The organism is Pantoea sp. NGS-ED-1003 (assembly GCF_000738765.1).
In the GTDB taxonomy this organism is placed as follows: domain Bacteria; phylum Pseudomonadota; class Gammaproteobacteria; order Enterobacterales; family Enterobacteriaceae; genus Pantoea; species Pantoea septica.
Genome location: NZ_JPQA01000008.1, coordinates 38,989 through 61,558 on the forward strand (window position 1 = coordinate 38,989; position 22,570 = coordinate 61,558).

At 61.0% G+C, this 22,570-nt stretch carries 22 protein-coding genes; 11 read left to right on the forward strand and 11 right to left on the reverse strand.

Annotated elements, in window-relative coordinates; all coding sequences use genetic code 11:
• Positions 1-3 precede the first annotated feature (3 nt).
• Entirely contained in the window at positions 4-1,908 is a 1,905-nt protein-coding gene (locus tag JS46_RS16235; protein ID WP_033753013.1) for an ABC transporter ATP-binding protein, read from the forward strand.
• 222 nt (positions 1,909-2,130) lie between these two features.
• Here the strand turns inward: JS46_RS16235 and tauD are convergent, their stop codons facing one another.
• Genes tauD through tauA form a run of 4 tightly spaced genes read right to left on the reverse strand, consistent with a single transcriptional unit; the run spans position 2,131 to position 5,549 of the window.
• The gene (tauD, locus tag JS46_RS16240; RefSeq protein WP_033753015.1) at positions 2,131-2,970 is read right to left on the reverse strand and encodes a taurine dioxygenase; all 840 of its coding nucleotides are present in this window, start codon (positions 2,968-2,970) and stop codon (positions 2,131-2,133) included.
• Positions 2,967-3,794, reverse strand: coding sequence for a taurine ABC transporter permease TauC (gene tauC, locus JS46_RS16245; protein WP_033753018.1), 828 nt, complete (start codon positions 3,792-3,794; stop codon positions 2,967-2,969). The genes tauD and tauC overlap by 4 nt, the downstream gene beginning before the upstream one ends.
• Entirely contained in the window at positions 3,791-4,558 is a 768-nt protein-coding gene (gene tauB / locus JS46_RS16250; protein ID WP_033753020.1) for a taurine ABC transporter ATP-binding subunit, read from the reverse strand. The genes tauC and tauB overlap by 4 nt, the downstream gene beginning before the upstream one ends.
• 13 nt (positions 4,559-4,571) lie before the next feature.
• Positions 4,572-5,549, reverse strand: coding sequence for a taurine ABC transporter substrate-binding protein (gene tauA / locus JS46_RS16255; RefSeq protein ID WP_200879041.1), 978 nt, complete (start codon positions 5,547-5,549; stop codon positions 4,572-4,574).
• 237 nt (positions 5,550-5,786) lie between these two features.
• Between tauA and JS46_RS16260 the strand changes: the two genes are divergently transcribed.
• Positions 5,787-6,767 (forward strand): LacI family DNA-binding transcriptional regulator, encoded by a 981-nt coding sequence (locus tag JS46_RS16260; protein WP_033753026.1) that lies wholly within the window; start codon positions 5,787-5,789, stop codon positions 6,765-6,767.
• A 1-nt stretch (position 6,768) separates the two neighbouring features.
• Here JS46_RS16260 and JS46_RS16265 read toward each other — a convergent pair whose 3' ends face one another.
• Complete coding sequence (locus tag JS46_RS16265) at positions 6,769-7,371, reverse strand: LysE family translocator (RefSeq protein WP_033753029.1); 603 nt, start codon at positions 7,369-7,371, stop codon at positions 6,769-6,771.
• A gap of 58 nt (positions 7,372-7,429) precedes the next feature.
• On the opposite strand from JS46_RS16265, the gene JS46_RS16270 reads away from it, so the two are divergent.
• The 3 genes from JS46_RS16270 (at position 7,430) to JS46_RS16280 (ending at position 9,592) form a co-directional block, all read left to right on the forward strand.
• Positions 7,430-8,446, forward strand: coding sequence for a hydrolase (locus JS46_RS16270; RefSeq protein WP_033753032.1), 1,017 nt, complete (start codon positions 7,430-7,432; stop codon positions 8,444-8,446).
• Positions 8,443-8,661 carry a YheU family protein gene (locus JS46_RS16275; RefSeq protein ID WP_033753035.1) on the forward strand — a complete coding sequence of 73 codons (219 nt, stop codon included), beginning with the start codon at positions 8,443-8,445 and terminating at the stop codon, positions 8,659-8,661. Before JS46_RS16270 ends, JS46_RS16275 begins: the two co-directional genes overlap by 4 nt.
• A gap of 61 nt (positions 8,662-8,722) precedes the next feature.
• Entirely contained in the window at positions 8,723-9,592 is an 870-nt protein-coding gene (locus JS46_RS16280; protein ID WP_033753039.1) for a phosphoribulokinase, read from the forward strand.
• A gap of 30 nt (positions 9,593-9,622) precedes the next feature.
• On the opposite strand, the gene JS46_RS16285 is transcribed toward JS46_RS16280, so the two are convergent.
• Positions 9,623-10,027 carry an OsmC family protein gene (locus JS46_RS16285; protein WP_033753042.1) on the reverse strand — a complete coding sequence of 135 codons (405 nt, stop codon included), beginning with the start codon at positions 10,025-10,027 and terminating at the stop codon, positions 9,623-9,625.
• A gap of 300 nt (positions 10,028-10,327) precedes the next feature.
• Between JS46_RS16285 and crp the strand changes: the two genes are divergently transcribed.
• Both crp and JS46_RS16295 read left to right on the forward strand, forming a co-directional pair.
• Complete coding sequence (gene crp, locus JS46_RS16290; RefSeq protein WP_000242758.1) at positions 10,328-10,960, forward strand: cAMP-activated global transcriptional regulator CRP; 633 nt, start codon at positions 10,328-10,330, stop codon at positions 10,958-10,960.
• 58 nt (positions 10,961-11,018) lie between these two features.
• Positions 11,019-13,094 (forward strand): YccS/YhfK family putative transporter, encoded by a 2,076-nt coding sequence (locus JS46_RS16295; RefSeq protein ID WP_033753048.1) that lies wholly within the window; start codon positions 11,019-11,021, stop codon positions 13,092-13,094.
• On the opposite strand, the gene JS46_RS16300 is transcribed toward JS46_RS16295, so the two are convergent.
• The 5 genes from JS46_RS16300 to ppiA all read right to left on the reverse strand — a co-directional run bounded on the left by JS46_RS16300 (position 13,095) and on the right by ppiA (position 16,470).
• On the reverse strand, positions 13,095-14,315 hold the full coding sequence (locus JS46_RS16300; protein WP_033753050.1) for an aspartate aminotransferase family protein: 1,221 nt from the start codon (positions 14,313-14,315) through the stop codon (positions 13,095-13,097).
• Positions 14,316-14,403: 88 nt separating this feature from the next.
• Complete coding sequence (locus tag JS46_RS16305) at positions 14,404-14,979, reverse strand: aminodeoxychorismate synthase component II (RefSeq protein ID WP_033753053.1); 576 nt, start codon at positions 14,977-14,979, stop codon at positions 14,404-14,406.
• 41 nt (positions 14,980-15,020) lie between these two features.
• Positions 15,021-15,617, reverse strand: a complete 597-nt coding sequence (locus JS46_RS16310; protein ID WP_033753055.1) for a putative adenosine monophosphate-protein transferase Fic — start codon at positions 15,615-15,617, stop codon at positions 15,021-15,023.
• Positions 15,604-15,786 (reverse strand): YhfG family protein, encoded by a 183-nt coding sequence (locus JS46_RS16315; protein WP_033753059.1) that lies wholly within the window; start codon positions 15,784-15,786, stop codon positions 15,604-15,606. Before JS46_RS16315 ends, JS46_RS16310 begins: the two co-directional genes overlap by 14 nt.
• Positions 15,787-15,897: 111 nt before the next feature.
• Positions 15,898-16,470: a peptidylprolyl isomerase A gene (gene ppiA / locus JS46_RS16320; RefSeq protein WP_033753062.1), complete on the reverse strand. Its 573-nt coding sequence runs from the start codon at positions 16,468-16,470 to the stop codon at positions 15,898-15,900.
• Positions 16,471-16,732: 262 nt separating this feature from the next.
• Between ppiA and tsgA the strand changes: the two genes are divergently transcribed.
• The 4 genes from tsgA to cysG all read left to right on the forward strand — a co-directional run bounded on the left by tsgA (position 16,733) and on the right by cysG (position 22,436).
• Complete coding sequence (gene tsgA / locus JS46_RS16325; protein ID WP_033753065.1) at positions 16,733-17,911, forward strand: MFS transporter TsgA; 1,179 nt, start codon at positions 16,733-16,735, stop codon at positions 17,909-17,911.
• A 210-nt stretch (positions 17,912-18,121) separates the two neighbouring features.
• Complete coding sequence (nirB, locus tag JS46_RS16330) at positions 18,122-20,662, forward strand: nitrite reductase large subunit NirB (RefSeq protein WP_033753068.1); 2,541 nt, start codon at positions 18,122-18,124, stop codon at positions 20,660-20,662.
• On the forward strand, positions 20,659-20,985 hold the full coding sequence (gene nirD, locus JS46_RS16335; protein WP_033753071.1) for a nitrite reductase small subunit NirD: 327 nt from the start codon (positions 20,659-20,661) through the stop codon (positions 20,983-20,985). Before nirB ends, nirD begins: the two co-directional genes overlap by 4 nt.
• A gap of 86 nt (positions 20,986-21,071) precedes the next feature.
• A complete protein-coding gene (gene cysG / locus JS46_RS16340) occupies positions 21,072-22,436 on the forward strand; it encodes a siroheme synthase CysG (RefSeq protein WP_033753073.1) in 1,365 nt (454 codons plus the stop codon).
• The last annotated feature ends 134 nt before the right edge of the window (positions 22,437-22,570 follow it).

The following is a 22,570-nucleotide window of genomic DNA, read 5'->3' on the forward strand; positions in this document are numbered from 1 at the left end:
CTTATGATTGTCTTTTCTTCTCTGCAAATCCGCCGCGGCGTCCGCGTGCTGCTCGATAACGCTTCCGCCACCATCAATCCCGGTCAGAAAGTCGGCCTGGTGGGTAAAAACGGCTGCGGCAAATCGACCCTGCTGTCGCTGTTAAAAGGCGAAATCGCCAGCGACGCGGGCGGCGTGACCTTTCCCGGCAACTGGGCGCTGGCCTGGGTTAACCAGGAAACCCCGGCGCTGAGCAAACCGGCGCTGGAATACGTTATCGACGGCGATCGCGAATATCGCGAGCTTGAGGCGCAGCTGGCGGACGCCAACCAGCGCAACGACGGCAACGCCATCGCGCTGCTGCACGGCAAGCTGGACGCGATTCAGGCGTGGAGCATTCACGCTCGCGCCTCAAGCCTGCTGCACGGCCTCGGCTTTAGCCAGGAGCAGCTGAACCGACCGGTGAGCGACTTCTCCGGCGGCTGGCGCATGCGCCTTAACCTTGCGCAGGCGCTGGTCTGCCGTTCAGATCTGCTGCTGCTTGACGAACCCACCAACCACCTCGATCTCGACGCGGTGATCTGGCTGGAGCGCTGGCTGAAAAGCTACGAAGGCACGCTGATCCTGATCTCGCACGACCGAGACTTCCTCGATCCGGTAGTGGATAAGATCATCCATATCGAGCAGGAAAGCCTCTACGAATACACCGGCAACTACAGCTCGTTCGAACGCCAGCGCGTCGCCAAACTGGCGCAGCAGCAGGCGCTGTTTGAAAGCCAGCAGGAGAAAGTGGCGCATCTGCAAAGCTATATCGACCGCTTCCGCGCCAAGGCTTCAAAAGCGAAGCAGGCGCAGAGCCGCATCAAGATGCTGGAGCGCATGGAGATGATCGCGCCGGCGCACGTCGACAACCCCTTCAGCTTCAGCTTCCGCGCGCCGGAAAGTTTGCCGAACCCGCTGCTGAAAATGGAGAAAGTCACCGCAGGCTACGGCGAGCGCATTATTCTCGACGCCATCAAGCTCAATCTGGTGCCGGGCTCGCGCATCGGCCTGCTGGGCCGCAACGGCGCGGGCAAATCGACGCTGATTAAGCTGCTGGCGGGTGAACTGACCCCGCTCGACGGCGAGGTCGGGCTGGCGAAAGGCATTAAGCTGGGCTACTTCGCGCAGCATCAGCTGGAGTATTTGCGCAGCGACGAGTCACCGCTGCAGCATCTGGCGCGCATTGCGCCGAAGGTGCTGGAGCAGCAGCTGCGCGACTATCTCGGCGGCTTCGGCTTCCAGGGCGACAAGGTCAGCGAAGTCACAGCGCGCTTCTCCGGCGGCGAAAAGGCGCGGCTGGTGCTGGCGCTGATCGTCTGGCAGCGCCCTAACCTGCTGCTGCTTGACGAACCGACCAACCACCTCGATCTCGACATGCGCCAGGCGCTGACCGAAGCGCTGATCGATTTCGAAGGCGCGCTGGTGGTGGTCTCGCACGATCGCCATCTGCTGCGCGCCACTACCGACGATCTTTATCTGGTGCATGACGGCAAGGTCGATGTCTTCCCGGGCGATCTGGAAGATTACCAGCAGTGGCTGAGCGATCTGCAGAAGCAGCAGGCGCAGGCGGACGCCGCGCCGAAGCAGGACAACGGCAACAGCGCGCAGGCGCGCAAAGATCAGAAGCGTCGTGAGGCTGAGCTGCGCACGCAGACGCAGCCGCTGCGCAAAGAGATCGAGAAGCTGGAGAAGCAGATGGCGAAATGGCAGAGCCAGCTCACCGACGCGGAAAACCAGCTGGCCGATGGCGACATCTACAATCCATCCCGCAAAGCGGATCTGACCGCGGCGCTGCAGCGGCAGGCAGAGAGCAAAGCGGCGCTGGAAGAGGTCGAGATGGCGTGGCTGGATGCTCAGGAGCAGCTGGAGGCGATGCTCGCCTCCTGACAGTTAGCTGTTAATTTTAGTTTTCAGTTTTCAGTTTTCAGTTTTCAGCGGACTTAAAACGATCGTACCGGAGCGAGACAAGGCGCCAGCCGCGCCATAAGCGGAGCATACTGACGTATGTGAGCATTATGGCGCGGCGCAGCAACGCCGTCGCAGCCCGGTACGGACGTTTTAATGTAAGAGCGCGGCGCAGCAACGCCGTCGCAGCCCGGTACGGATGTTTTAAAAGGGCTGATCCCCCAGCACCGTCGCCCGATGCATAATGCGCCTTGCCGGATAATAATCCGCATTCGCATAGTGCTGCGTCACGCGGTTATCCCAGATCGCCACGTCGTTCGGCTGCCAGCGCCAGCGCACCTGAAACTCCGGCTTAGTCGCATGCGCATAGAGCAGCTCCAGCACGGCATGGCTCTCTTTCTCGCTCAGCTCGACAATCCGCGTGGTAAATCCCTCATTAACGAACAGCGCCTTGCGCCCGCTCACCGGATGAGTGCGAACCACCGGATGCTGCACCGGCGGATGCTTTGCCACCGCCTCTTGCCAGCGCTGGTGCTCCTCTTCGGTTCGACGATATTTATACTCCTGGAACGACTTCTTGAAGTCGTGCTCGGCATGCAGCCCATCCAGCAACGTCTTAATCGGAGCGGAAAGGGTTTCATATGCCGCGATGCCGCTCGCCCACAGGGTATCGCCGCCTGACTCGGGCAGCAGCTTCGACGCCAGAATCGCCACCGCCGGCGGCGTATTGATAAAGGTCACGTCGGTGTGCCAGTTGTCATTGTCCGGCGGATTATCCTGATGGGTATCCAGCACGATAATCTCCTCTACGCCGTCGGCGTGCGGATAAACCGGATGGATATGCAGGTCGCCGAAGCGCGCCGCCAGCGCGCGCTGCTGGTGCGGCGTAACCGGCTGATCGCGCAGAAACAGCACCTGATGGCGCAGCAGCGCGTGATAGAGCTGTTCAAACTGGGCGTCGCTGAGCGGCCGGGTTAAATCGAGATTCGCCACCTGAGCGCCAATGTAAGGCCCGAGCGCGGTAATGTTTAGCTTTTCGTTCATGATTGTTCTCCATTCCAGGGCGTCAGACGACGCTGCAGGGCGCGCAGCCCGAGTTCTAAGGTAAAGGCAATCAGCGCGATAACCGCGATGCCCGCCAGCACGACGTCGGTCGCCAGAAATTCGCCGGCGGACTGCACCATAAAGCCGAGCCCGCGCGTCGCAGCGATCAGCTCCGCCGCCACCAGCGTCGACCAGCCGACGCCGAGGCCGATGCGCAGACCGGTCAGGATCTCCGGCAGCGCGCCAGGCAGGATCACCCAGCGCAGCAGCTGCCAGCGGCTGGCGCCCAGCGACTGCGCGGCGCGGATGCGCACCTGCTGCGTATTGCGCACGCCGGCCAGAGTCGAGAGCGTTACCGGCGCAAAAATAGCCAGATAAATCAACAGAATTTTGGAGGTCTCGCCGATGCCGAACCAGATCACCATCAGCGGCAGATAGGCGAGCGGCGGCACGGGACGGTAGAGCTCAATCAGCGGGTCGAGCAGGCCGCGCACCGCCGGGCTCAGCCCCATCGCGATGCCGACCGGAATACCGATGGCCGCCGCGGCGAACAGGGCGACCAGCATGCGCGTCAGGCTAGCAGCGAGATGCTGCCACAGCGTGGCGTCCATAAAACCCTGCGGACTGGCGATCAGCAGCAGCTTGCTCAACACCTGCTGCGGCGCCGGCAGAAACAGCGGACTGATCAGCTCAAGGGCCGTGACGCTCCACCAGATCAGCAGCAGCAGCGCCAGGCTCAGCAGGCTCAGGCTAAACGAGCGGGAAAAAGGCCAGCGCAGACGGCGACGCGCCGCCGTGGTTTTGTCGTTGATCACCGCGCTCATGCAAAGGCCTCCCGCTGCTCGAACACCCGGCTCAGCACATATTCGCGCTGCGCAATAAAAGCGGGATCGGATTTGATGGCGCGGCAGGGTTCGCCAGCGGCGAAGCGCTGACCGAAGTTAAGCCTCAGGCGTTCCACGATGCGGCCCGGCCCTGGCGAAAGCAGCAGCAGCTCGCTGGCGAGAAACACCGCCTCTTCAATATCGTGCGTGATAAGAAAAATTTGCTTGCCGCTGTCGCGCCACAGCGTCAGCAGCAGGGTCTGCATTTGCTCGCGGGTAAAGGCGTCCAGCGCGCCGAAAGGCTCGTCGAGCAGCAGCAGCTGCGGATCCGCCGCCAGCGCGCGGGCGATGCCGACGCGCTGGCGCTGACCGCCGGAGAGCTGCCAGATGGGACGGTTCTCCGCGCCTTCCAGTCCCACCTTCTTAATCAGCCGCCGTGCGATGGCGTTGCGCTCGCCGCGCGCCATTCCCGCAAGCTGCAAACCGAACGCGACATTGTCCAGCACGTTGCGCCACGGCAGCAGCCCTTCATGCTGAAACACCACGCCGCGCTCCGCGCCCGGCCCGCTGATGGTTTTCCCCTCCAGCGTGATGCTGCCGGACTCGACCGGCAGAAAGCCGGCGATCAGGTTCAGCAGCGTGGTTTTGCCGCAGCCTGACGGGCCGAGCGCCACCAGCAGTTCGCCTTTATCCAGCTGCAGGTTGATATCCTGCAGCGCGGGTCGTCCGTCATAACGCGCGTTAAGATGAGCAATGCGCAGCATGGGGTTCTCCTTACTATTTCGCCAGCGGCTCGACAAAGCGGGTGGTGACGAAGTCGCTGTAGTCGGCATTCGCCTGCGGCACTTTGCCCTGCTCTTTCAGGAAATGCGCCGTATCGACGATCGCTTTGTTTACCGGCTTGCCCAGCTGTTCCACCTGCTGCTGCGCCGTGAGATAGGTATTGCCTTTCACCAAATCAGGCACCTGCGCTTCCGGCACGCCGCTCAGGCGTGACAGCTTGCTGAGGTTATCCGGCTGCTTGAGCCACGCGTCGGGGTTATCGATATAGGGTTTCTGCGCTTCGAGGGCGCTGCGGGCGAAGGCGGTCACTACCTCAGGATGCGCCTTCGCGAAATCTTTGCGCACCACCCAGACGTCGAGCGTCGGCGATCCCCACTGCCCAACCTGGGAAGAGTCGGTCAGCACTTTGCCGTCTTTCTCCAGCTGGTTGACGGCGGGCGCCCAGACGTAGGCGCCGTCGATATCGCCGCGCTGCCAGGCGGCGATAATCGCGGGCGGCTGCAGGTTCACCAGCTGCACCTCGGTCGGCTTGATGCCCCAGTGCTTCAGCGCCGCCAGCAGGCTGTAGTGGGTGGTGGAAATAAAGGGCACGGCGATGCGCTTGCCGATCAGATCTTTCGGGCCGCTGATGCTTTTCTTCACTACCAGCGCCTCGGAGTTGCCGAGCTGGGACGCCAGTAAAAAGGCCTCGATCGGCAGCTGCTGGGTAGCGGCCACCGCCAATGGGCTGGAGCCGATATTGCCGATCTGCACGTCGCCCGACGCCAGCGCGCGCAGCACGCCCGCTCCGCTGTCGAACTTACGCCAGTCGACGGTCGCGCCGCTCTCTTTGGCGAAGGTGTTATCCGCCTGCGCGACTTTTGCCGGTTCGGCGGAGGTCTGGTACGCCACCGTCACGTTGACGGCCTGTGCCTGGAAGACCAGCAGCGAAAGCGCTGCGGCCAGAATCGTTAAGGGTCTTTTTACTGCCATGATGTCGCACTCCGCCAGGATCTGATGATGGGCGCAGTGTCGCCAGCGACGATGATTTCATAAAGGAATTAAAAATTATTCTTAATAAACAGATGTTCTTAGATCATGATCGGCAAAGCTGATGCAAAATCTGACAATAGATGCGCCATTATTCAGACAAAATGGCAGGCGCTCACATTGCCGCTGTGCTATTGATAAGGCTCTACGGTAAACCGACGAAAAAAGGGTTGCGGCAACATGTCCATCGAGAAGGTCGCGCTGCTGGCGGGCGTATCAAAAGCCACGGTATCCCGCGTGCTTAACGATCATCCAGGGGTGAAAGCGGATACGCGCGATCGGGTGCTGGCGGCGATCTCCGCCAGCGACTATCAGCCCAATTTGCTGGCGCGCCAGCTGCGCACCGCCCAGAGCCATATGCTGCTGGTGCTGATCTCCGATATCACGAATCCCTTCTGCTCGCGCGTGGTGCAGGGTATCGAAGCGGAAGCAGAGGCGCAGGGCTACCATATTCTGCTCTGCAACTCCGCCTCACAGCTGCGGCGTGAATCCGCCTATCTCGGCCTGCTGACCGGCAAAGTGGTGGATGGCGTCATCACCATGGACGCGGCGTCGGCGTTGCAGGATATCGCCGCCCTTATCGGCGACGCGCCCTGGGTGCAGTGCGCGGAATACGATCCCGCTATACCGGCCTCTTCCGTCGCTATCGACAACCGCGACGCGGCGCAGGAGACGGTGCGCTATCTGGCGGGCAAAGGCCGCCGCCGTATCGGGCTGGTGAACAGCGATATGCGCTACCTCTATTCACACCAGCGGGAGGCGGGCTATCGCGCAGGGCTGGATCAGCTGGCGCTGCCGTGGCGCGGCGTGGCTTATGCGAAGGAGATTTCATGCGAGGCGGGCAGCCAGGCGCTGCGCCAGCTTTTGCAGCAGCCCGAACCGCCGGACGCGGTGCTGGCGGTATCAGACGTACTGGCGGTAGGCGTGGTGCACGCCGCGCGAGAGGCGGGCCTGCGCGTGCCGGAAGATCTCGCCGTCGTCGGCTTTGACGGCATCCCCTTCACCAGCAGCCTGAACCCGCCGCTCACCACCGTGGAGCAGCCGATGTATCAATTGGGCGCGCGCAGCGTGCAGCTTTTGCTGCAGCGCATTCGCCGTCCGGCGTCGCCCGTCGTGCGCGAAGTGCTGCCGTGGAGGCGCGTCGAGCGCGCCTCTAGCTAGCTCAGCGCCAGATCAGCAGCACGCAGGCGGCGGTCAGCAGCCCCATCGTCAGGTTAAAAAGGGTCCAGGCGCGGCGGCTGCGCAGAATGCGGCCGATCATCGCGCCGAAGCCGATCCAGATAATGCCCGCCACCAGGTTAACCAGGAACATGCCGAAGCTGATGGCCGTCACCGAATGCATATAGGCGGAGCCGGCAAGGCTGAAGCTGGCGATCGCGCCCAGCGCCATCAGCCAGGCCTTCGGATTGATCAGCTGCAGCAGGCCGCCCTGCCAGAACGGCATCGGTTTCGGCGGCGCGTCGCCGGTTTCCAGCTCTTCATAGGCGGCGGTGGCGATTTTCCACGCCAGCCAGAGCAGATAGAGACTACCGGCAATCTTCAGAAAGAGGTGCAGCGCGGGATAGAGCAGGATCAGGCTGCCGACGCCGAACGCCACCATTAGCAGCATCAGCTGCATGCCGATCATAATGCCGATCATGAGCGGCACCGTGCGCCAGAAGCCGAAATTGGCGCCGGACGCGGTGAGTAACATATTATTAGGGCCTGGCGTGATAGCAGCGACCCAGAGAAAACCTAACATTGAGAAAAACAGGCTCAGTTCCATGAACGGGTGCTCCTTACCCCCAGATTCGCAACAAGCCTAACGAAGCTAACAGTGTGATATGGATCCGACAAGTGCTGGCGACATGAATTTTACTCCTGACGCAGCGGCGAGCTTTATGCCGCCGCGCGCCCTGCGCAATCCGCATTTGCAGACGGTGCTGCCACGTCTGGTGCGCCGTCGCCTGCTGCTGCGTCCGCACTGGCAGCGCCTCGACCTGCCGGACGGCGACTTCGTCGATCTCGCCTGGAGCGAAGACCCGCAGCAGGCGAGCCATAAGCCGCGCGTGGTGCTGTTTCACGGTCTGGAGGGCAACTTCCACAGCCCTTACGCTCACGGGCTGATGCATGCCTGCCAGCGTCAGGGCTGGCTTGGCGTGGTGATGCACTTTCGCGGCTGCGGCGGCGAGCCGAATCGCCTGCATCGCATCTATCACTCCGGCGAAACCGAAGACGCCGCCTTTTTTCTGCGCTGGCTGAAAACGCGCTGGGGCGATGTGCCGACCGCTGCGGTCGGCGTCTCGCTCGGCGGCAATATGCTGGGCTGCCTGCTCGGCAGGCTGGGCGACGCCGCGCCGCTCGACGCCGGCGTGATCGTTTCGGCGCCGCTGCTGCTGGAGCCGTGCAGCCTGAAGCTGGAACAGGGCTTTTCGCGCTTCTATCAGCGCTATCTGCTCGACCAGCTGAAAAAGAACGCCGAGCGCAAGCTCCGCGCCTGGCCGGGGACGCTGCCGGTGGATCTGCCGCAGCTCATGGCGCTGCGTCGCCTGCGCGACTTCGACGACGCCATTACCGCCCGCGCCCACGGCTTTCTTGATGCGGGCGACTACTACCGTCGCGCCAGCGCCATGCCGCTGCTGAAAAATGTGCGTAAGCCCTTGCTGATCATTCACGCGAAAGACGATCCTTTTATGACTGATGAGGTGATCCCGCAGCCGGATCGGCTCTCAGCCAGTACCACCTATCAACTCACGCCACATGGCGGACACGTTGGCTTTGTCGGCGGCACGCTGCGTCAACCGCAGATGTGGCTCGAGCAGCGTGTGCCGCAGTGGCTTACACAGTGGCTCTCATCATGATTATTCCCTGGCAACAGCTCGATCCCGATACCCTTACCAACCTGATCGAAGCCTTTGTGCTGCGTGAAGGCACCGACTATGGCGAGCAGGAGCGCAGCCTGGCGCAAAAGGTGGCCGACGTGCGCCGCCAGCTGGAGCGCGGCGACGTGGTGCTGGTCTGGTCGGAACTGCATGAAACCATCAATATCATGCCGCGCAGCGAATTCCGCGGCTGATGCGTCGAGGCGCTTTTCGTGTTAACAATGCTCATCGCCCGACTTCACAGGGAGCTTTTCCATGTCAGCACGACACCCGATTATTGCGGTAACCGGCTCCAGCGGCGCCGGCACCACCACCACCAGCCTGGCGTTTCGTAAAATTTTCCAGCAGCTCAATCTGCACGCCGCCGAGCTGGAGGGCGACAGCTTCCACCGCTATACGCGGCCGGAAATGGATATGGCTATCCGCAAGGCGCGCGATTTAGGGCGCCACGTTAGCTATTTCGGCCCGGAAGCCAACGACTTCGGCCTGCTGGAGCAGACCTTTATCGACTACGGCAATGCGGGCAAAGGCCAGTCGCGCAAATATCTGCACACCTACGACGAAGCGGTGCCCTGGAACCAGGTGCCGGGCACGTTTACGCCGTGGCAGCCGCTGCCGGAGAATACCGACGTGCTGTTTTACGAAGGGCTGCACGGCGGCGTCGTCACGCAGCAGCATAACGTGGCGGAAAAAGTCGATCTGCTGGTGGGCGTGGTGCCGATCGTCAACCTGGAGTGGATCCAGAAGCTGGTGCGCGACACCGGCGAGCGCGGCCACTCGCGCGAGGCGGTGATGGACTCGGTGGTGCGCTCAATGGAGGATTACATCAACTTCATTACGCCACAGTTTTCACGCACCCACATTAACTTCCAGCGCGTCCCGACCGTCGATACCTCGAACCCGTTCGCCGCGCGCGAAATTCCGTCGCTGGACGAGAGCTTCGTGGTCATTCACTTTCGCGGGCTGGAGCATATCGACTTTCCCTATCTGCTGGCGATGCTGCAGGGCTCATTTATTTCGCATATCAATACGCTGGTGGTGCCGGGCGGCAAGATGGGGCTGGCGATGGAGCTGATTATGGCGCCGCTGGTGCAGCGGCTGATGGAAGGCAAACAGATCGCCTGACCAGGACTGGTCAGGCGCGGGTGCGCTTTTTTACAGCGCGACCACTTCATAGCTGTGGGTCATCTCTACGCCTTTGCCCAGCATTAACGCCACCGAACAGTATTTCTCCGCCGAGAGATCCACCGCGCGCGCCACCGCTTTATCGCTCAGCGCCTTGCCGGTCACCACAAAATGCAGATTGATATGGGTAAACAGGCGCGGCGCCTCTTCGCGACGCTCCGAGGTCAGTTTCACCTCGCAGTCCACCACATCGTTGCGGCCTTTTTGCAAAATAGAGACCACATCGATGGCGCTACAGCCGCCCGCAGCCATCAGCACCATCTCCATTGGACTGGGCGCTTTATCGCCGGAGTTGCCGTCCATCAGGATCTGATGTCCCGACGCCGACTCGCCGAGAAAGGTTAATCCTTCGACCCACTTTACTCTTGCCTGCATGTTTCCACCTCGAGAATAGCCTGTTTGCCGCCAGAGTACGCGTTCACCTGGCAAACAGCAATCCAGAGTAATCCCCCCTTTGCTGAAGCGAGACAACAGAAGACAGTCGGCAAAAGCTGTGCTACAAACAGTGCTGAAAATAGTTCGTTCTGTTAGGGACGAAGACGGGACACATCAAGCGCCTGGCGCAAAATAAGGCCCGAATAATCTCCTTTAGGGGAAACGCTTGAAGCTTTCATCGCCTGGCAGGGATTAATCCCCCCGCGTTTTGGGCACGATTACAACAGAGGATAATAGCGAATGGTTCTCGGCAAACCGCAAACAGACCCTACACTCGAATGGTTCCTGTCCCATTGCCATATTCACAAATATCCATCCAAAAGTACGCTGATTCATCAGGGTGAGAAGGCTGAAACCCTCTACTACATCGTGAAAGGTTCCGTGGCGGTGCTGATCAAAGATGAAGAGGGCAAAGAGATGATCCTCTCTTACCTGAATCAGGGTGATTTTATCGGCGAGCTTGGCCTGTTTGAAGAAGGTCAGGAGCGCAGCGCCTGGGTACGTGCGAAAACCGCGTGCGAAGTAGCGGAAATTTCCTACAAGAAATTCCGTCAGCTTATCCAGGTGAATCCGGATATTTTAATGCGTCTCTCTTCGCAGATGGCGCGCCGTCTGCAGGTTACATCGGAAAAAGTGGGCAATTTAGCTTTCCTCGACGTGACCGGACGTATTGCACAAACCCTGCTTAACCTGGCGAAGCAGCCAGACGCCATGACGCATCCCGACGGCATGCAAATCAAAATTACTCGTCAGGAAATTGGCCAAATCGTTGGTTGCTCGCGCGAAACCGTGGGCCGCATTTTGAAAATGTTGGAAGACCAGAATCTGATTTCCGCACACGGCAAAACCATTGTCGTTTACGGCACCCGCTGATTTCCTCTCACTCACGGCGTGATGTCACCGTCACGCCGTTACTGCTTTTAGTGAAGTGATGTGGCGCCGAATCATCTATCACCCCGAAGTTAACTATGCCCTGCGGCAGACGCTGGTGCTCTGCATTCCGGTGGCGCTCGGCTGGCTGTTCGGCGATCTGCAAAAAGGCCTGCTCTTCTCTCTGGTTCCCGCCTGCTGCAACGTCGCGGGTCTGGATACGCCCCATAAGCGCTTCTTCAAACGTCTCATCGTCGGCGGCTCGCTGTTCGCGCTCGGCAGCTTTCTGATCCAGCTATTAACCCTGAAAGGGGTGCCGCTGCCTGCCGTGCTCTTCGCCCTGCCGCTGCTGCTGGGCGTCACCGGCGAAATCAGCCCGCTGCACGGCCGCCTGCTCTCCGGCACGCTGGTGGCGGCCATCTTTACCCTGAGCCTGATCGGCCGCATGCCGATCTATGTGCCGCCGCTGCTCTATATCGGCGGCACGCTCTGGTACGGACTCTTCAACTGGTTCTGGTTCTGGCTGTGGAAAGAGCAGCCGATGCGCGAAACCCTGAGCCTGATCTACCGCGAGCTGGCGGACTACTGCGACGCGAAATATACCCTGCTGACCCAGCTTACCGACCCGGAAAAGGCGCTGCCGCCGCTGCTGGCGCGTCAGCAGAAAGCGGTCGATCTGATCAACACCTGCTATCAGCAGATGCATATGCTCTCCGCCAGCCGCGACAACAGCCACAAGCGGCTGACGCGCGCGTTTCAGGTGGCGCTCGACCTGCAGGAGCATATCTCCGTCAGCCTGCATCAGCCGGAAGAGGTGCAGAAGCTGGTGGAGCGCAGCCATGCGGAAGCGGTGATCCGCTGGAACGCCAAAATCATCTCGGCGCGGCTGCGCGCGCTGGCCGACGCCATTCTTTACCATCAGTTGCCGAGTCGTTTCGATATGGAGAAGCCGCTCGGCGCGCTGGAGAAGATCGCCCGTCAGCATCCCGATAATCCGGTGGGCCACTTCTGCTACTACCACTTCAGCCGCATCGCGCGCGTGCTGCGCACGCAAAAACCGCTCTACCAGCGCGACCTGATGACCGATCGCCAGCGCCGCCTGCCGCTGCTGCCCGCGCTGCGCAGCTATCTGTCGCTAAAGTCCGCCGCGCTGCGCACCGCGGCGCGCTTCGCCGTGATGCTGATGTTCGGCAGCGCGCTGGCGATGCTGTTCGATATTCCCAAGCCCTACTGGATCCTGATGACCATTATGTTCGTCAGCCAGAACGGCTACAGCGCCACGCGGGTGCGCATCCAGCACCGGGCGTTGGGCACCTTCGTCGGCCTGGCGATCGCCGCCGCCTCGCTGCGCTTCGCGGTGCCGGAATCGCTGGTGCTGCTGTTTATGCTGGTGGTGACGCTGGTGAGCTATCTGGTGACGCGTAAATATTACGGCTGGTCGATGATCGGCTTTACCGTGACGGCGGTCTACTCGCTGCAGCTGCTGTCGCTGAACGGCGCGCAGTTTTTACTGCCGCGCCTGATGGACACGTTAATGGGCTGCCTGATCGCCTTCGGCGGCATGCTGTGGCTGTGGCCGCAGTGGCAGAGCGGGCTGCTGCGTCAAAACGCCCACGACGCGCTGGAAACCTATCAGGATGCGCTGCGGCTGCTGCTGGGGCCGGAGCAGGAGGCGAAGAAGCTGGCCTATCAGCGCATGCAGGTCAACCAGGCGCACAACGCGCTCTTCAACTCGCTCAATCAGGCGATGCAGGAGCCGGGCTTCAACGCCCAGTATCTGAAAGATATGCGCCTGTGGGTGACGCACAGCCAGTTTATCGTCGAGCATATCAACGCCATGACCATCCTCGCCCGCGAGCACACCATGCTGACGCCGGATCTGGCGCAGCGCTATCTGCAGTCGTGCGAAGTTGCGCTGCAGCGCTGCCAGCAGCGGCTGGAGTATGACGGGCCGGGCTCGCAAACTAACGTGATGGCGGGCGTAGAGAATCTGGATGAAGGGCCGACGACGATTCTGGAGCAGCATGTGAAGCGTATTCTGGAGCATCTTAACGTGATGCACACCATATCGTCGCTGGCGTGGAGCCAGCGGCCGCACCATGGCCGCTGGCTAATCAGGCATTTGCGGAAAGGATAGTCAGGCAGTCAGTGCGCGTTCTACCGCACGGGCGAAACGCGCCATGCCCTCTTCGATATCGGTGGGCTCAATCACCAGCGACGGCGCAAAACGGATCACGTCGGTGCCCGCCACTAACACCATCAGCCCTTCCGCCGCTGCGGCGTTAAGGATGTCGCGCGCCTTACCGGCATGCTGCGGCTTCAGCGCCGCGCCGATCAGCAGTCCTTTGCCGCGGATTTCCGAGAAGAGATCCCGCTTCGCGTCGAGCGCCTTCAGCGCCGCGACGAACTGCTCGCGACGCGACTGAACGCCTTCCAGCACCTCCGGCGTATTAATCACGTCCAGCGCCGCTTCCGCGACCGCGCAGGCGAGCGGATTGCCGCCATAGGTGGTGCCGTGTACGCCCGGCGACATAGTTGAAGCGATTTCATGAGTGGTCAGCATGGCGCTGACCGGGAAGCCGCCGCCCAGCGCTTTGGCGGTAGTGAGAATATCCGGCGTCACGCCGTAGTGCTCATAGGCGAACAGCTTGCCGCTGCGTCCCATGCCGCTCTGCACCTCGTCCAGCACCAGCAGCGCCTGATGCTTATCGCACAGCGCGCGCAGCCCCTGCATAAACTCTGGCGTCGCGGGCATCACGCCGCCCTCGCCCTGAATCGGCTCGACCACGATGGCGCAGGTATGGTCGTCGATAACCGCTTTTACCGCCTCGAGATCGTTAAAGGGAACGTGCACGATATCCGCCGGTTTCGGCCCGAAGCCGTCGGAGTATTTCGGCTGACCGCCGACGGAAACGGTAAACAGCGTGCGGCCGTGAAACGCGTTGTGGAAGGCGATGATTTTGCTTTTGAACGGGCTGTGGCGCTGGCAGGCGTAGTAGCGCGCCAGCTTGAAAGCGGCCTCGTTCGCTTCCGCGCCGGAGTTAGCGAAGAAGACGCGATCGGCGAAGGTAGCGGCGATGAGCTTGCTGGCAAGGCGCAGCGCTGGCTCGTTGGTAAAGACGTTGCTCAGATGCCACAGGGTTTCGCCCTGAGTTTTCAGCGCCTCGACCAGCGCCGGATGACAGTGGCCCAGCGCCGTGACGGCGATGCCGCCGGAGAAGTCGATATACTCTTTGCCCTGCTGATCCCAGACGCGGCTGCCCTTGCCTTTGACCGGCACGAACTGCGCAGGTGCATAAACAGGCAAAATGACGTTATCGAACGTTTCCCGCGTTACCGCAATTTTCTCCGCTGCCATCGACGACCACCTTTGATTATTTATTGAGCCACAGTGAAATAATAGTCATAAAATATGCATAATAAATCAACCGAAGGCAAACATAACTTCAGGTTTCAAGAAAATTACGCAGCAGCTGATGCCCCTGCTCGCTCAGAATGCTTTCCGGATGAAACTGCACCCCTTCCAGCGCTATTTCCCGGTGGCGAAAGCCCATGATCTCATCCGGCTCGCCCTCTTTCAGGCTCCAGGCGGTGATCTCGAACGCGTCGGGCAGTGAGTCCCACGCCACGATCAGAGAGTGGTAGCGCGTAACGGTCAGGGGATGATTGAGGTTGCGGAACACGCCGCGCTGGTTGTGGGCGATAGCGGAGGTTTTACCGTGCATCGCCTGGCGGGCGCGCACTATCTTCGCGCCGAAAGCCTGGGCGATCGCCTGGTGACCCAGGCAGACGCCGAGCACCGGAATGCGTCCGGCAAAGTGGCGGATCGCCGCCATCGAAATGCCTGACTCGTCGGGCGTACAGGGCCCCGGCGAAATCACCAGATGCGACAGCGGCAGCGCCGCCATCTCTTCCAGCGTGATGGCGTCGTTGCGTACTACGCGTACCTGCGCGCCAAGCTCGCAGAAGTACTGATAAAGATTCCAGGTAAAGGAGTCATAGTTGTCGATTAGCAGCAGCATAGTCCGTCCTGACTGAGAAAACCGCCGCTATTCTACGCGTTTTACAGGCTGGCGCGACTCACGACGCGGGCAAACACCGCCTCCAGCGGCGCCAGATCGCCATCCGCCCCCGCCTGAGTAGCGTCGCGCCACTGCGCGGGCTCGACCTTTTGCCAGTCGAGAAAATAGCCGGCATGCAGCGCCAGCTGCTCGAAGAAGATGCGCTGGGCGCGCCCGTTGCCTGCGCGGAACGGATGCAGCATCGCGATTTCGCAGTAGTAGTGCGCGATGCGCGCCGCGAAATCCGCCTCTTCCAGATTGCGCAGTCCCTCTTCCTCTTCCAGCGCGTCCATCAGCGTATTGCCCTCTTTTTCGATGTACTCGAAGTGGCAAAACGGCGTGTCGTCGCGCCAGATATCAATGGTGCGCAGCTCGCCCGCCCAGGCGTAGACATCCTGGAACAGCGTGCGGTGAATATGGCGCAGGAAAGGCAGACCGATGGTGGCTGGCCCCAGCTCCAGGGTGGCGAGGCGCGCGGCGCTGAACGCCAGTTCCGCCTTGCGCAGCTGGGCGGCGTCGTGGATATCCAGACGGTTTTTCAGCACATCGTCGTTCTGCCACAGATAGGGATCGCGGGCAACGCTGCTATTCGGCACCATACTGCCTCCTCAACGAATCGAGTCGCGCTTCGGCCGCGTCAGCCTGTTCGTAAGCGCTGGCAGGCTCCGCCAGGGTTAAGCCGTCCAGCCGACAGCTGGCCTGATAGCTGGCGACGCGTCGCTGCTGCCAGAGCGTATTTTTCTGTTTCTCGGTGAGTTTGTTTGCCATGCCGCCTCCTGCTCAGGGTTGTCCACACTCTCGAAGCTGAGTATAGGAGCAATTTTTTCCTTTGCCGGAAGCGGACAAGGCGAGGCCGCCAGAGAATGGCGGCGCTATAGGTCAGGGCAGGACTTTGGCGGAAAGGATAACTACCGGTTTTACCGGCACATTTTGATAAGGGCCGACATCTTTAGTCGGGACCTGGGCGATTTTATCGGCCACGTTCATTCCTTTCACAATTTTACCAAAAACCGCATAGCCGAAGTCGCGCTGGCCGTGGTCAAGGAAGGCGTTATCGGCGACATTAAGAAAGAACTGGCTGGTGGCGCTGTCTTTATCGGCGGTGCGCGCCATAGAGATGGTGCCGCGCAGGTTGCGCAGACCGTTGTCCGCCTCGTTCTTGATCGGCGCGTTGGTCTGTTTCTGCTGCATGTCAGCGGTAAAGCCGCCGCCCTGCACCATAAAGCCCGGGATCACGCGATGAAAAATCGTGTTGTTGTAAAAACCGCTGTTAACGTAGTCGACGAAGTTTTTCACCGAAACCGGCGCTTTTTGATTATTCAGTTCGAGTTCGATATTACCGGCGGACGTGGTGAACAGGACGTGCGTATCGCCTTTGGCAGCCAGCGCCGAGGCGGAAACGGAGGAGAGCGCAAACAGGGCGACCGCCGCTGTAAGAGTACGTTTAAGCATGAATGAGTCCTTACCTTGGAGAGCAGCTTTTAACGACACTGATTGTAAAGAGCATAAAATACAAGAGCCAGCGTTTTACCGTTATTTACGCACGGGTTGCTCAAGCCAGCAGAATCGCCTGCGCAAACGTTTTCGTGATATAAATCACATTATGAATGAAATATGAAAACTGATTTTCAGTCTTTATTTATTAAGATCACAGTTCCGTTTACACTTTCTGACAGTTTTACGCCGCCCTCTCTGTTTTCCACAGGTTCAAAACATGACAAATCGTAATCGTATCGGGCTTACCTGGATAAGCTTTTTCTCGTACGCGCTGACCGGCGCGCTGGTGATCGTCACCGGCATGGTCATGGGCGACATCGCGAAGGATTTCCAGCTGCCGATTGAGAGCATGGGAAATACCTTTACCTTCCTGAACGCCGGCATTCTGGTCTCGGTGTTCCTGAACGCCTGGCTGATGGTTATCGTGCCGCTGAAGCGCCAGCTGATTTTCGGCTTTATTCTGATGGGGCTGGCAGTGCTGGGCCTGATGACCAGCCGCGATCTCTCTGTCTTCTCGCTCTGCATGTTTGTGCTGGGCGTCGTCAGCGGCATCACTATGTCGATCGGCACATTCCTGATTACCCATCTGTATGAAGGCCGTCAGCGCGGTTCGCGCCTGCTGTTCACCGACTCCTTCTTCAGCATGGCCGGCACGCTATTTCCCGTGCTGGCCGGTATCCTGCTGGCGCGCGCGCTGCCGTGGTACTGGGTCTACGTCTGTATCGGGATTATCTACGTCGCCATTTTCGTTCTGACGCTGTGCGTCGAGTTTCCGGTGCTGCGCAAGCCGGAAAACAGCCCGACGGTGGAGAAAGAGAAATGGGGCGTCGGCGTGCTGTTTCTCGCCGTGGCCGCACTCTGCTACATCCTCGGCCAGCTCGGCTTTATCTCCTGGGTGCCGGAGTACGCCACCAAAACCATGGGCATGGATATCGCCAGCGCAGGTCAGCTGGTCGGCAACTTCTGGACCGCCTATATGGTCGGCATGTGGGTCTTTAGCTTCCTGCTGCGCTTCTTCGATCTGCAACGCATCCTGATGGTGCTGGCCGGTCTGGCGACGCTGCTGATGTACTGGTTCGTCAGCACCACAGACGCCAGCATGCTGCGCTGGGTGATTATGATTCTGGGCTTCAGCTCGAGCGCCATCTACACCACCATCATTACGCTCGGCTCGCTGCAGACCAAAGTCTCCTCGCCGAAGCTGGTGAACTTTATTCTCACCTGCGGCACGGTCGGCACCATGCTGACCTTCGTCGTGACCAGCCCTATCGTGAAGCAAGGCGGCGTCCATGCCGCGCTGCTGACGGCGAACGGCCTCTACGCCGTGGTGTTCGTGATGTGTGTGCTGCTGGGCTTTGTCACCCGACATCGCCAGCACGGCCACGTGATGCACTGATGAAACAGGGCGGCGCAGGCCGCCCTCTTCTTTCCCCGCCCTGAAATGTGATCCAGCTCTTTTTTCAGTAAATCGAATAACTTACAAAAAGTGCTTCAGAAACAGCTATATACCTCAAAATAGGTATACAGAAAGGCGCTTGATGTATATCAATATGAGCTAAAAACGGCGCGCTATTGTAGCCTCAATTCCCGCAATTTTGAGGCAAGCATGAGCAAGCACAATGTCGTCGTTATCGGTAACGGCATGGTTGGGCATCGCTTTATTGAGGAGCTGATCGACAAAGCCGAACCCGGCCAGTTTGCATTAACCGTCTTCTGTGAAGAGCCCCGCGTCGCCTATGACCGCGTTCACCTTTCCGCCTACTTCTCTCACCATACCGCCGAAGAACTCTCTCTGGTTCGCGAAGGCTACTATGAAAAACATCAGGTCAATCTGCTGCTGGGCGAGCGCGCCATCACCATCAACCGCGAAGAGAAGCTGATCCACTCCAATACCGGCCGCGCGGTGAGCTACGACACGCTGATTTTCGCCACTGGCTCTTACCCCTGGATTCCGCCGATCAAAGGCGCGGAAGGCGCCGACTGCTTCGTCTATCGCACCATCGAAGATCTCAACGCTATTGAAGCCTGTGCGCGCCGCAGCAAACGCGGCGCGGTAATCGGCGGCGGCCTGCTCGGCCTGGAAGCCGCTGGCGCGCTGAAAAACCTGGGGGTGGAAACCCACGTAATCGAGTTCGCGCCGGTGCTGATGGCGGAGCAGCTCGACGTCCAGGGCGGCGAGCAGCTGCGTCGTAAAATCGAAGAGATGGGCGTGCTGGTGCACACCAGCAAAAATACCCGCCAGATCGTGCACCACGCCGCGGGCGGCAAAACGCTTGAGTTCGCCGACGGCAGCGCGCTCGATGTGGACTTTATTGTCTTCTCCACCGGCATTCGTCCGCAGGACAAGCTGGCGAAACAGTGCGGTCTGGCGCTCGGCCAGCGTGGCGGCATCGCCGTGGACGACCGCTGCCGCACCAGCGATCCGGCGATCTACGCCATCGGCGAGTGCGCCGCCTGGCAGGACCGCGTCTTCGGCCTGGTGGCGCCCGGCTATAAAATGGCGCAGGTGGCGAGCGACGCCTTAACCGGCCGCGACAGCGCCTTCCAGGGCGCCGACATGAGCGCCAAACTCAAGCTGCTCGGCGTGGACGTCGGCGGCATCGGCGACGCGCGCGGCCGTACGCCGGGCGCGCGCAGCTACGTCTGGCTGGATGAGAGCCGTTCGGTCTACAAACGCCTGATCGTCAGCGAAGATGGCAAAACCCTGCTCGGCGCGGTGCTGGTCGGTGATACCAGCGACTACGGCAATCTGCTGCAGCTGGTGCTCAACGCCATTCCGCTGCCCGAAAATCCAGAAGGGCTGATCCTGCCTGCGGGCAGCGGCGAAAAGCCGGTAATGGGGGTCGATTCGCTGCCGGATAGCGCGCAGATCTGCTCCTGCTTCGACGTCAGCAAAGGCGACATCATCAAAGCGGTCCAGGGCGGCTGCCATACCGTCGCCGCGCTGAAGAGCGAAACCCGCGCCGGCACCGGCTGCGGCGGCTGCATTCCACTGGTGACGCAGGTGCTGAACGCCGAGCTGAGCCGTCAGGGCATCGAGGTCAACAATCATCTCTGCGCCCACTTCCCCTACTCGCGTCAGGAGCTTTATCACCTGATCCGCGTCGAGGAAATTAAAACCTTCGACGCGCTGCTGGCGAAATACGGCACCGGCTACGGCTGCGAAGTCTGCAAACCCACGGTGGCGTCGCTGCTGGCGTCGTGCTGGAACGACTTCGTGCTGGCGCCGCAGCATACGCCGCTGCAGGACAGCAACGATCTCTTCCTCGGCAATATCCAGAAAGACGGCACTTACTCCGTGATCCCGCGCTCGCCCGGCGGCGAAATCACGCCGCAGGGTCTGAAGGTAATTGGCGAGGTCGCCGAACGCTACAATCTCTACACCAAAATCACCGGCTCGCAGCGCATCGGCCTGTTCGGCGCGCAGAAAGACGATCTGCCCGCTATCTGGTCGCAGCTTATCGCCGCGGGCTTTGAAACCGGCCAGGCCTATGCCAAAGCGCTGCGCATGGCGAAAACCTGCGTCGGCAGCGCCTGGTGCCGCTACGGCGTCGGCGACAGCCTCGGCTTCGGCATCGCGCTGGAGAATCGCTACAAAGGCATCCGCACGCCGCACAAAATGAAGTTCGGCGTCTCGGGCTGCACGCGCGAATGCGCCGAGGCACAGGGCAAAGACGTCGGCATCATCGCCACGGAAAAAGGCTGGAACCTCTACGTCTGCGGCAACGGCGGCATGAAGCCGCGCCACGCCGATCTGCTGGCGGCCGACCTCGATAGCGATACGCTGATCGCCTACCTTGACCGCTTTATGATGTTCTACATCCGCACCGGCGATCGGCTGCAGCGCACCTCGCTGTGGCTGGAGAGTCTGGAAGGCGGCATCGACTACCTGCGCAGCGTGATCGTCGACGACAAGCTGGGCATCAACAGTAAGCTGGAGGCGGAGCTAAGCGAACTGAGCGCCCGCGTGCGCTGCGAGTGGAAAGAGGCGGTGGACGATCCCACGCAGCAGGCGCGCTTCGCCCACTTCATCAACGCGCCGCTGCGCGACCCCAACGTGCAGATGGTGGCTGAACGCAGTCAGCATCGTCCGGCGCGGCCGGAAGAGCGCATCGCCGTCACCCTGATTGAGGAGAGCGAAGTATGAGCCAGTGGACGCCCGTCTGCGATCTGCAGCAAATCCTGCCCGCTACCGGCGTATGCGCGCTGGTGAATAACCAGCAGATCGCCATTTTCCGGCCGCGCGACGATAGCGAGCTGTTCGCCATCAGCAATATCGATCCTTTCGCCCAGGCCAGCGTGCTGTCGCGCGGCATTATCGCCGAGCATGAAGGCTGCCTCTGGGTGGCCAGCCCGCTAAAGAAACAGCGTTTTCGCCTCAGCGACGGCTGCTGTATGGAGGATGCGTCGCGCTCTGTCGCCGCTTATCCCGTTCGCGTCAACGCGGGCAAGGTCGAGGTTTGCGCCTGATCTCCTCCTCGCCCTGATGCTATGCTACGCCGCCGACGCCCCGCGCGTCGGCGGTCTGCCCCCTCTTCTCGCTTTCAGGATGCGCCATGGACTACTTTCCCCTTTTTTGTCGCCTGCAGGGCAAACGCTGTTTGCTGGTGGGCGGCGGCGACGTCGCCGAGCGCAAAGCGCGCCTGCTGCTGGCCGCCGGCGCCGATCTGCATGTCGGCGCGCTGCACTTTTCCCCTGCGTTCCAGCAGTGGGCCGACCGCGGCGAGCTGGCGCTGATTTCGGGCGCGTTCGACGACGCCTGGCTGGATAAGTGCTGGCTGGTGGTCGCCGCCACCGATGACGATGCGGTGAATCAGCAGGTGGCGCAGGCCGCCGAAGCGCGCCGTATCTTCTGTAATCTGGTGGACGCGCCGGAGCAGGCCAGCGCCATTATGCCGTCGATTATCGATCGTTCGCCGCTGATGGTCGCGGTCTCTTCCGGCGGCCGCGCGCCGGTGCTGGCCCGCCTGCTGCGCGAAAAAATCGAGGCGATGCTGCCACAGCATCTCGGCCAGCTGGCGTCGCTGGCAGGCACGCTACGCGCGCGCGTTAAACAGCGTTTCGCCTCGATGGCGCAGCGACGCTTTTTCTGGGAGCGCTTTTTCACCAGCGATCGGCTGGCGCAGACGTTGGCCAACGGCGACGGCGCGCGCGCGGAGCAGCTGGTCGACGAGCTGTTCAGCGACGCGCGGCCCGCTCAGGGCGAGGTGACGCTGGTAGGCGCCGGGCCGGGCGACGCCGGGCTGCTGACGCTGAAAGGGCTGCAGCAGATCCAGCAGGCGGACGTCATTGTCTATGACCGGCTGGTCTCCGAGGAGATCCTTAATCTGGTGCGCCGCGACGCGGAGCGCATTTTCGTCGGCAAGCGCGCCGGACACCACTGCGTGCCGCAGGAGCAGATTAATCAGCTGCTGCTGGAGCAGGCGCAGCGCGGCAGGCGCGTCGTGCGACTAAAAGGCGGCGATCCCTTTATTTTTGGCCGCGGCGGCGAGGAGCTGGAGGCGCTGGCAGAGCATCATATTCCGTTCAGCGTGGTGCCGGGTGTCACGGCAGCGTCGGGCTGCTCGGCCTACAGCGGCATTCCACTGACGCATCGCGATCATGCCCAGAGCGTGCGGCTGGTCACCGGCCATCTGCAGCAGAAGAATGCGCTGGAGTGGGAGAAGCTGGCCGCCGAACAGCAGACGCTGGTGTTCTATATGGGGTTGTCGCAGGCGCCGCATATTCAGCAGCAGCTGATGCGTCACGGCATGCGCGGGGATATGCCGGCGGCGCTGATTGAGAACGGCACCAGCACGCGGCAGCGCGTGGTGACCGGCACGCTGGATCGGCTCAGCGAGCTGGCGCAGCAGGTAGAGAGCCCGTCGCTGATTATTATCGGCAGCGTGGTGTCGCTGCGCGATCGCCTGCGCTGGTTTTAGGCTGGCCTCGGAAACGAATTTAAAAAACGTTTGAGTTGACTGAAATAAGGTGCCAACGCGGATGAGGTGGTCCGATCGCAAAGACGCAAAAACGGCATCCTTGCCAGCTCGGCCTGCGCCATCCCTGGCGCAGG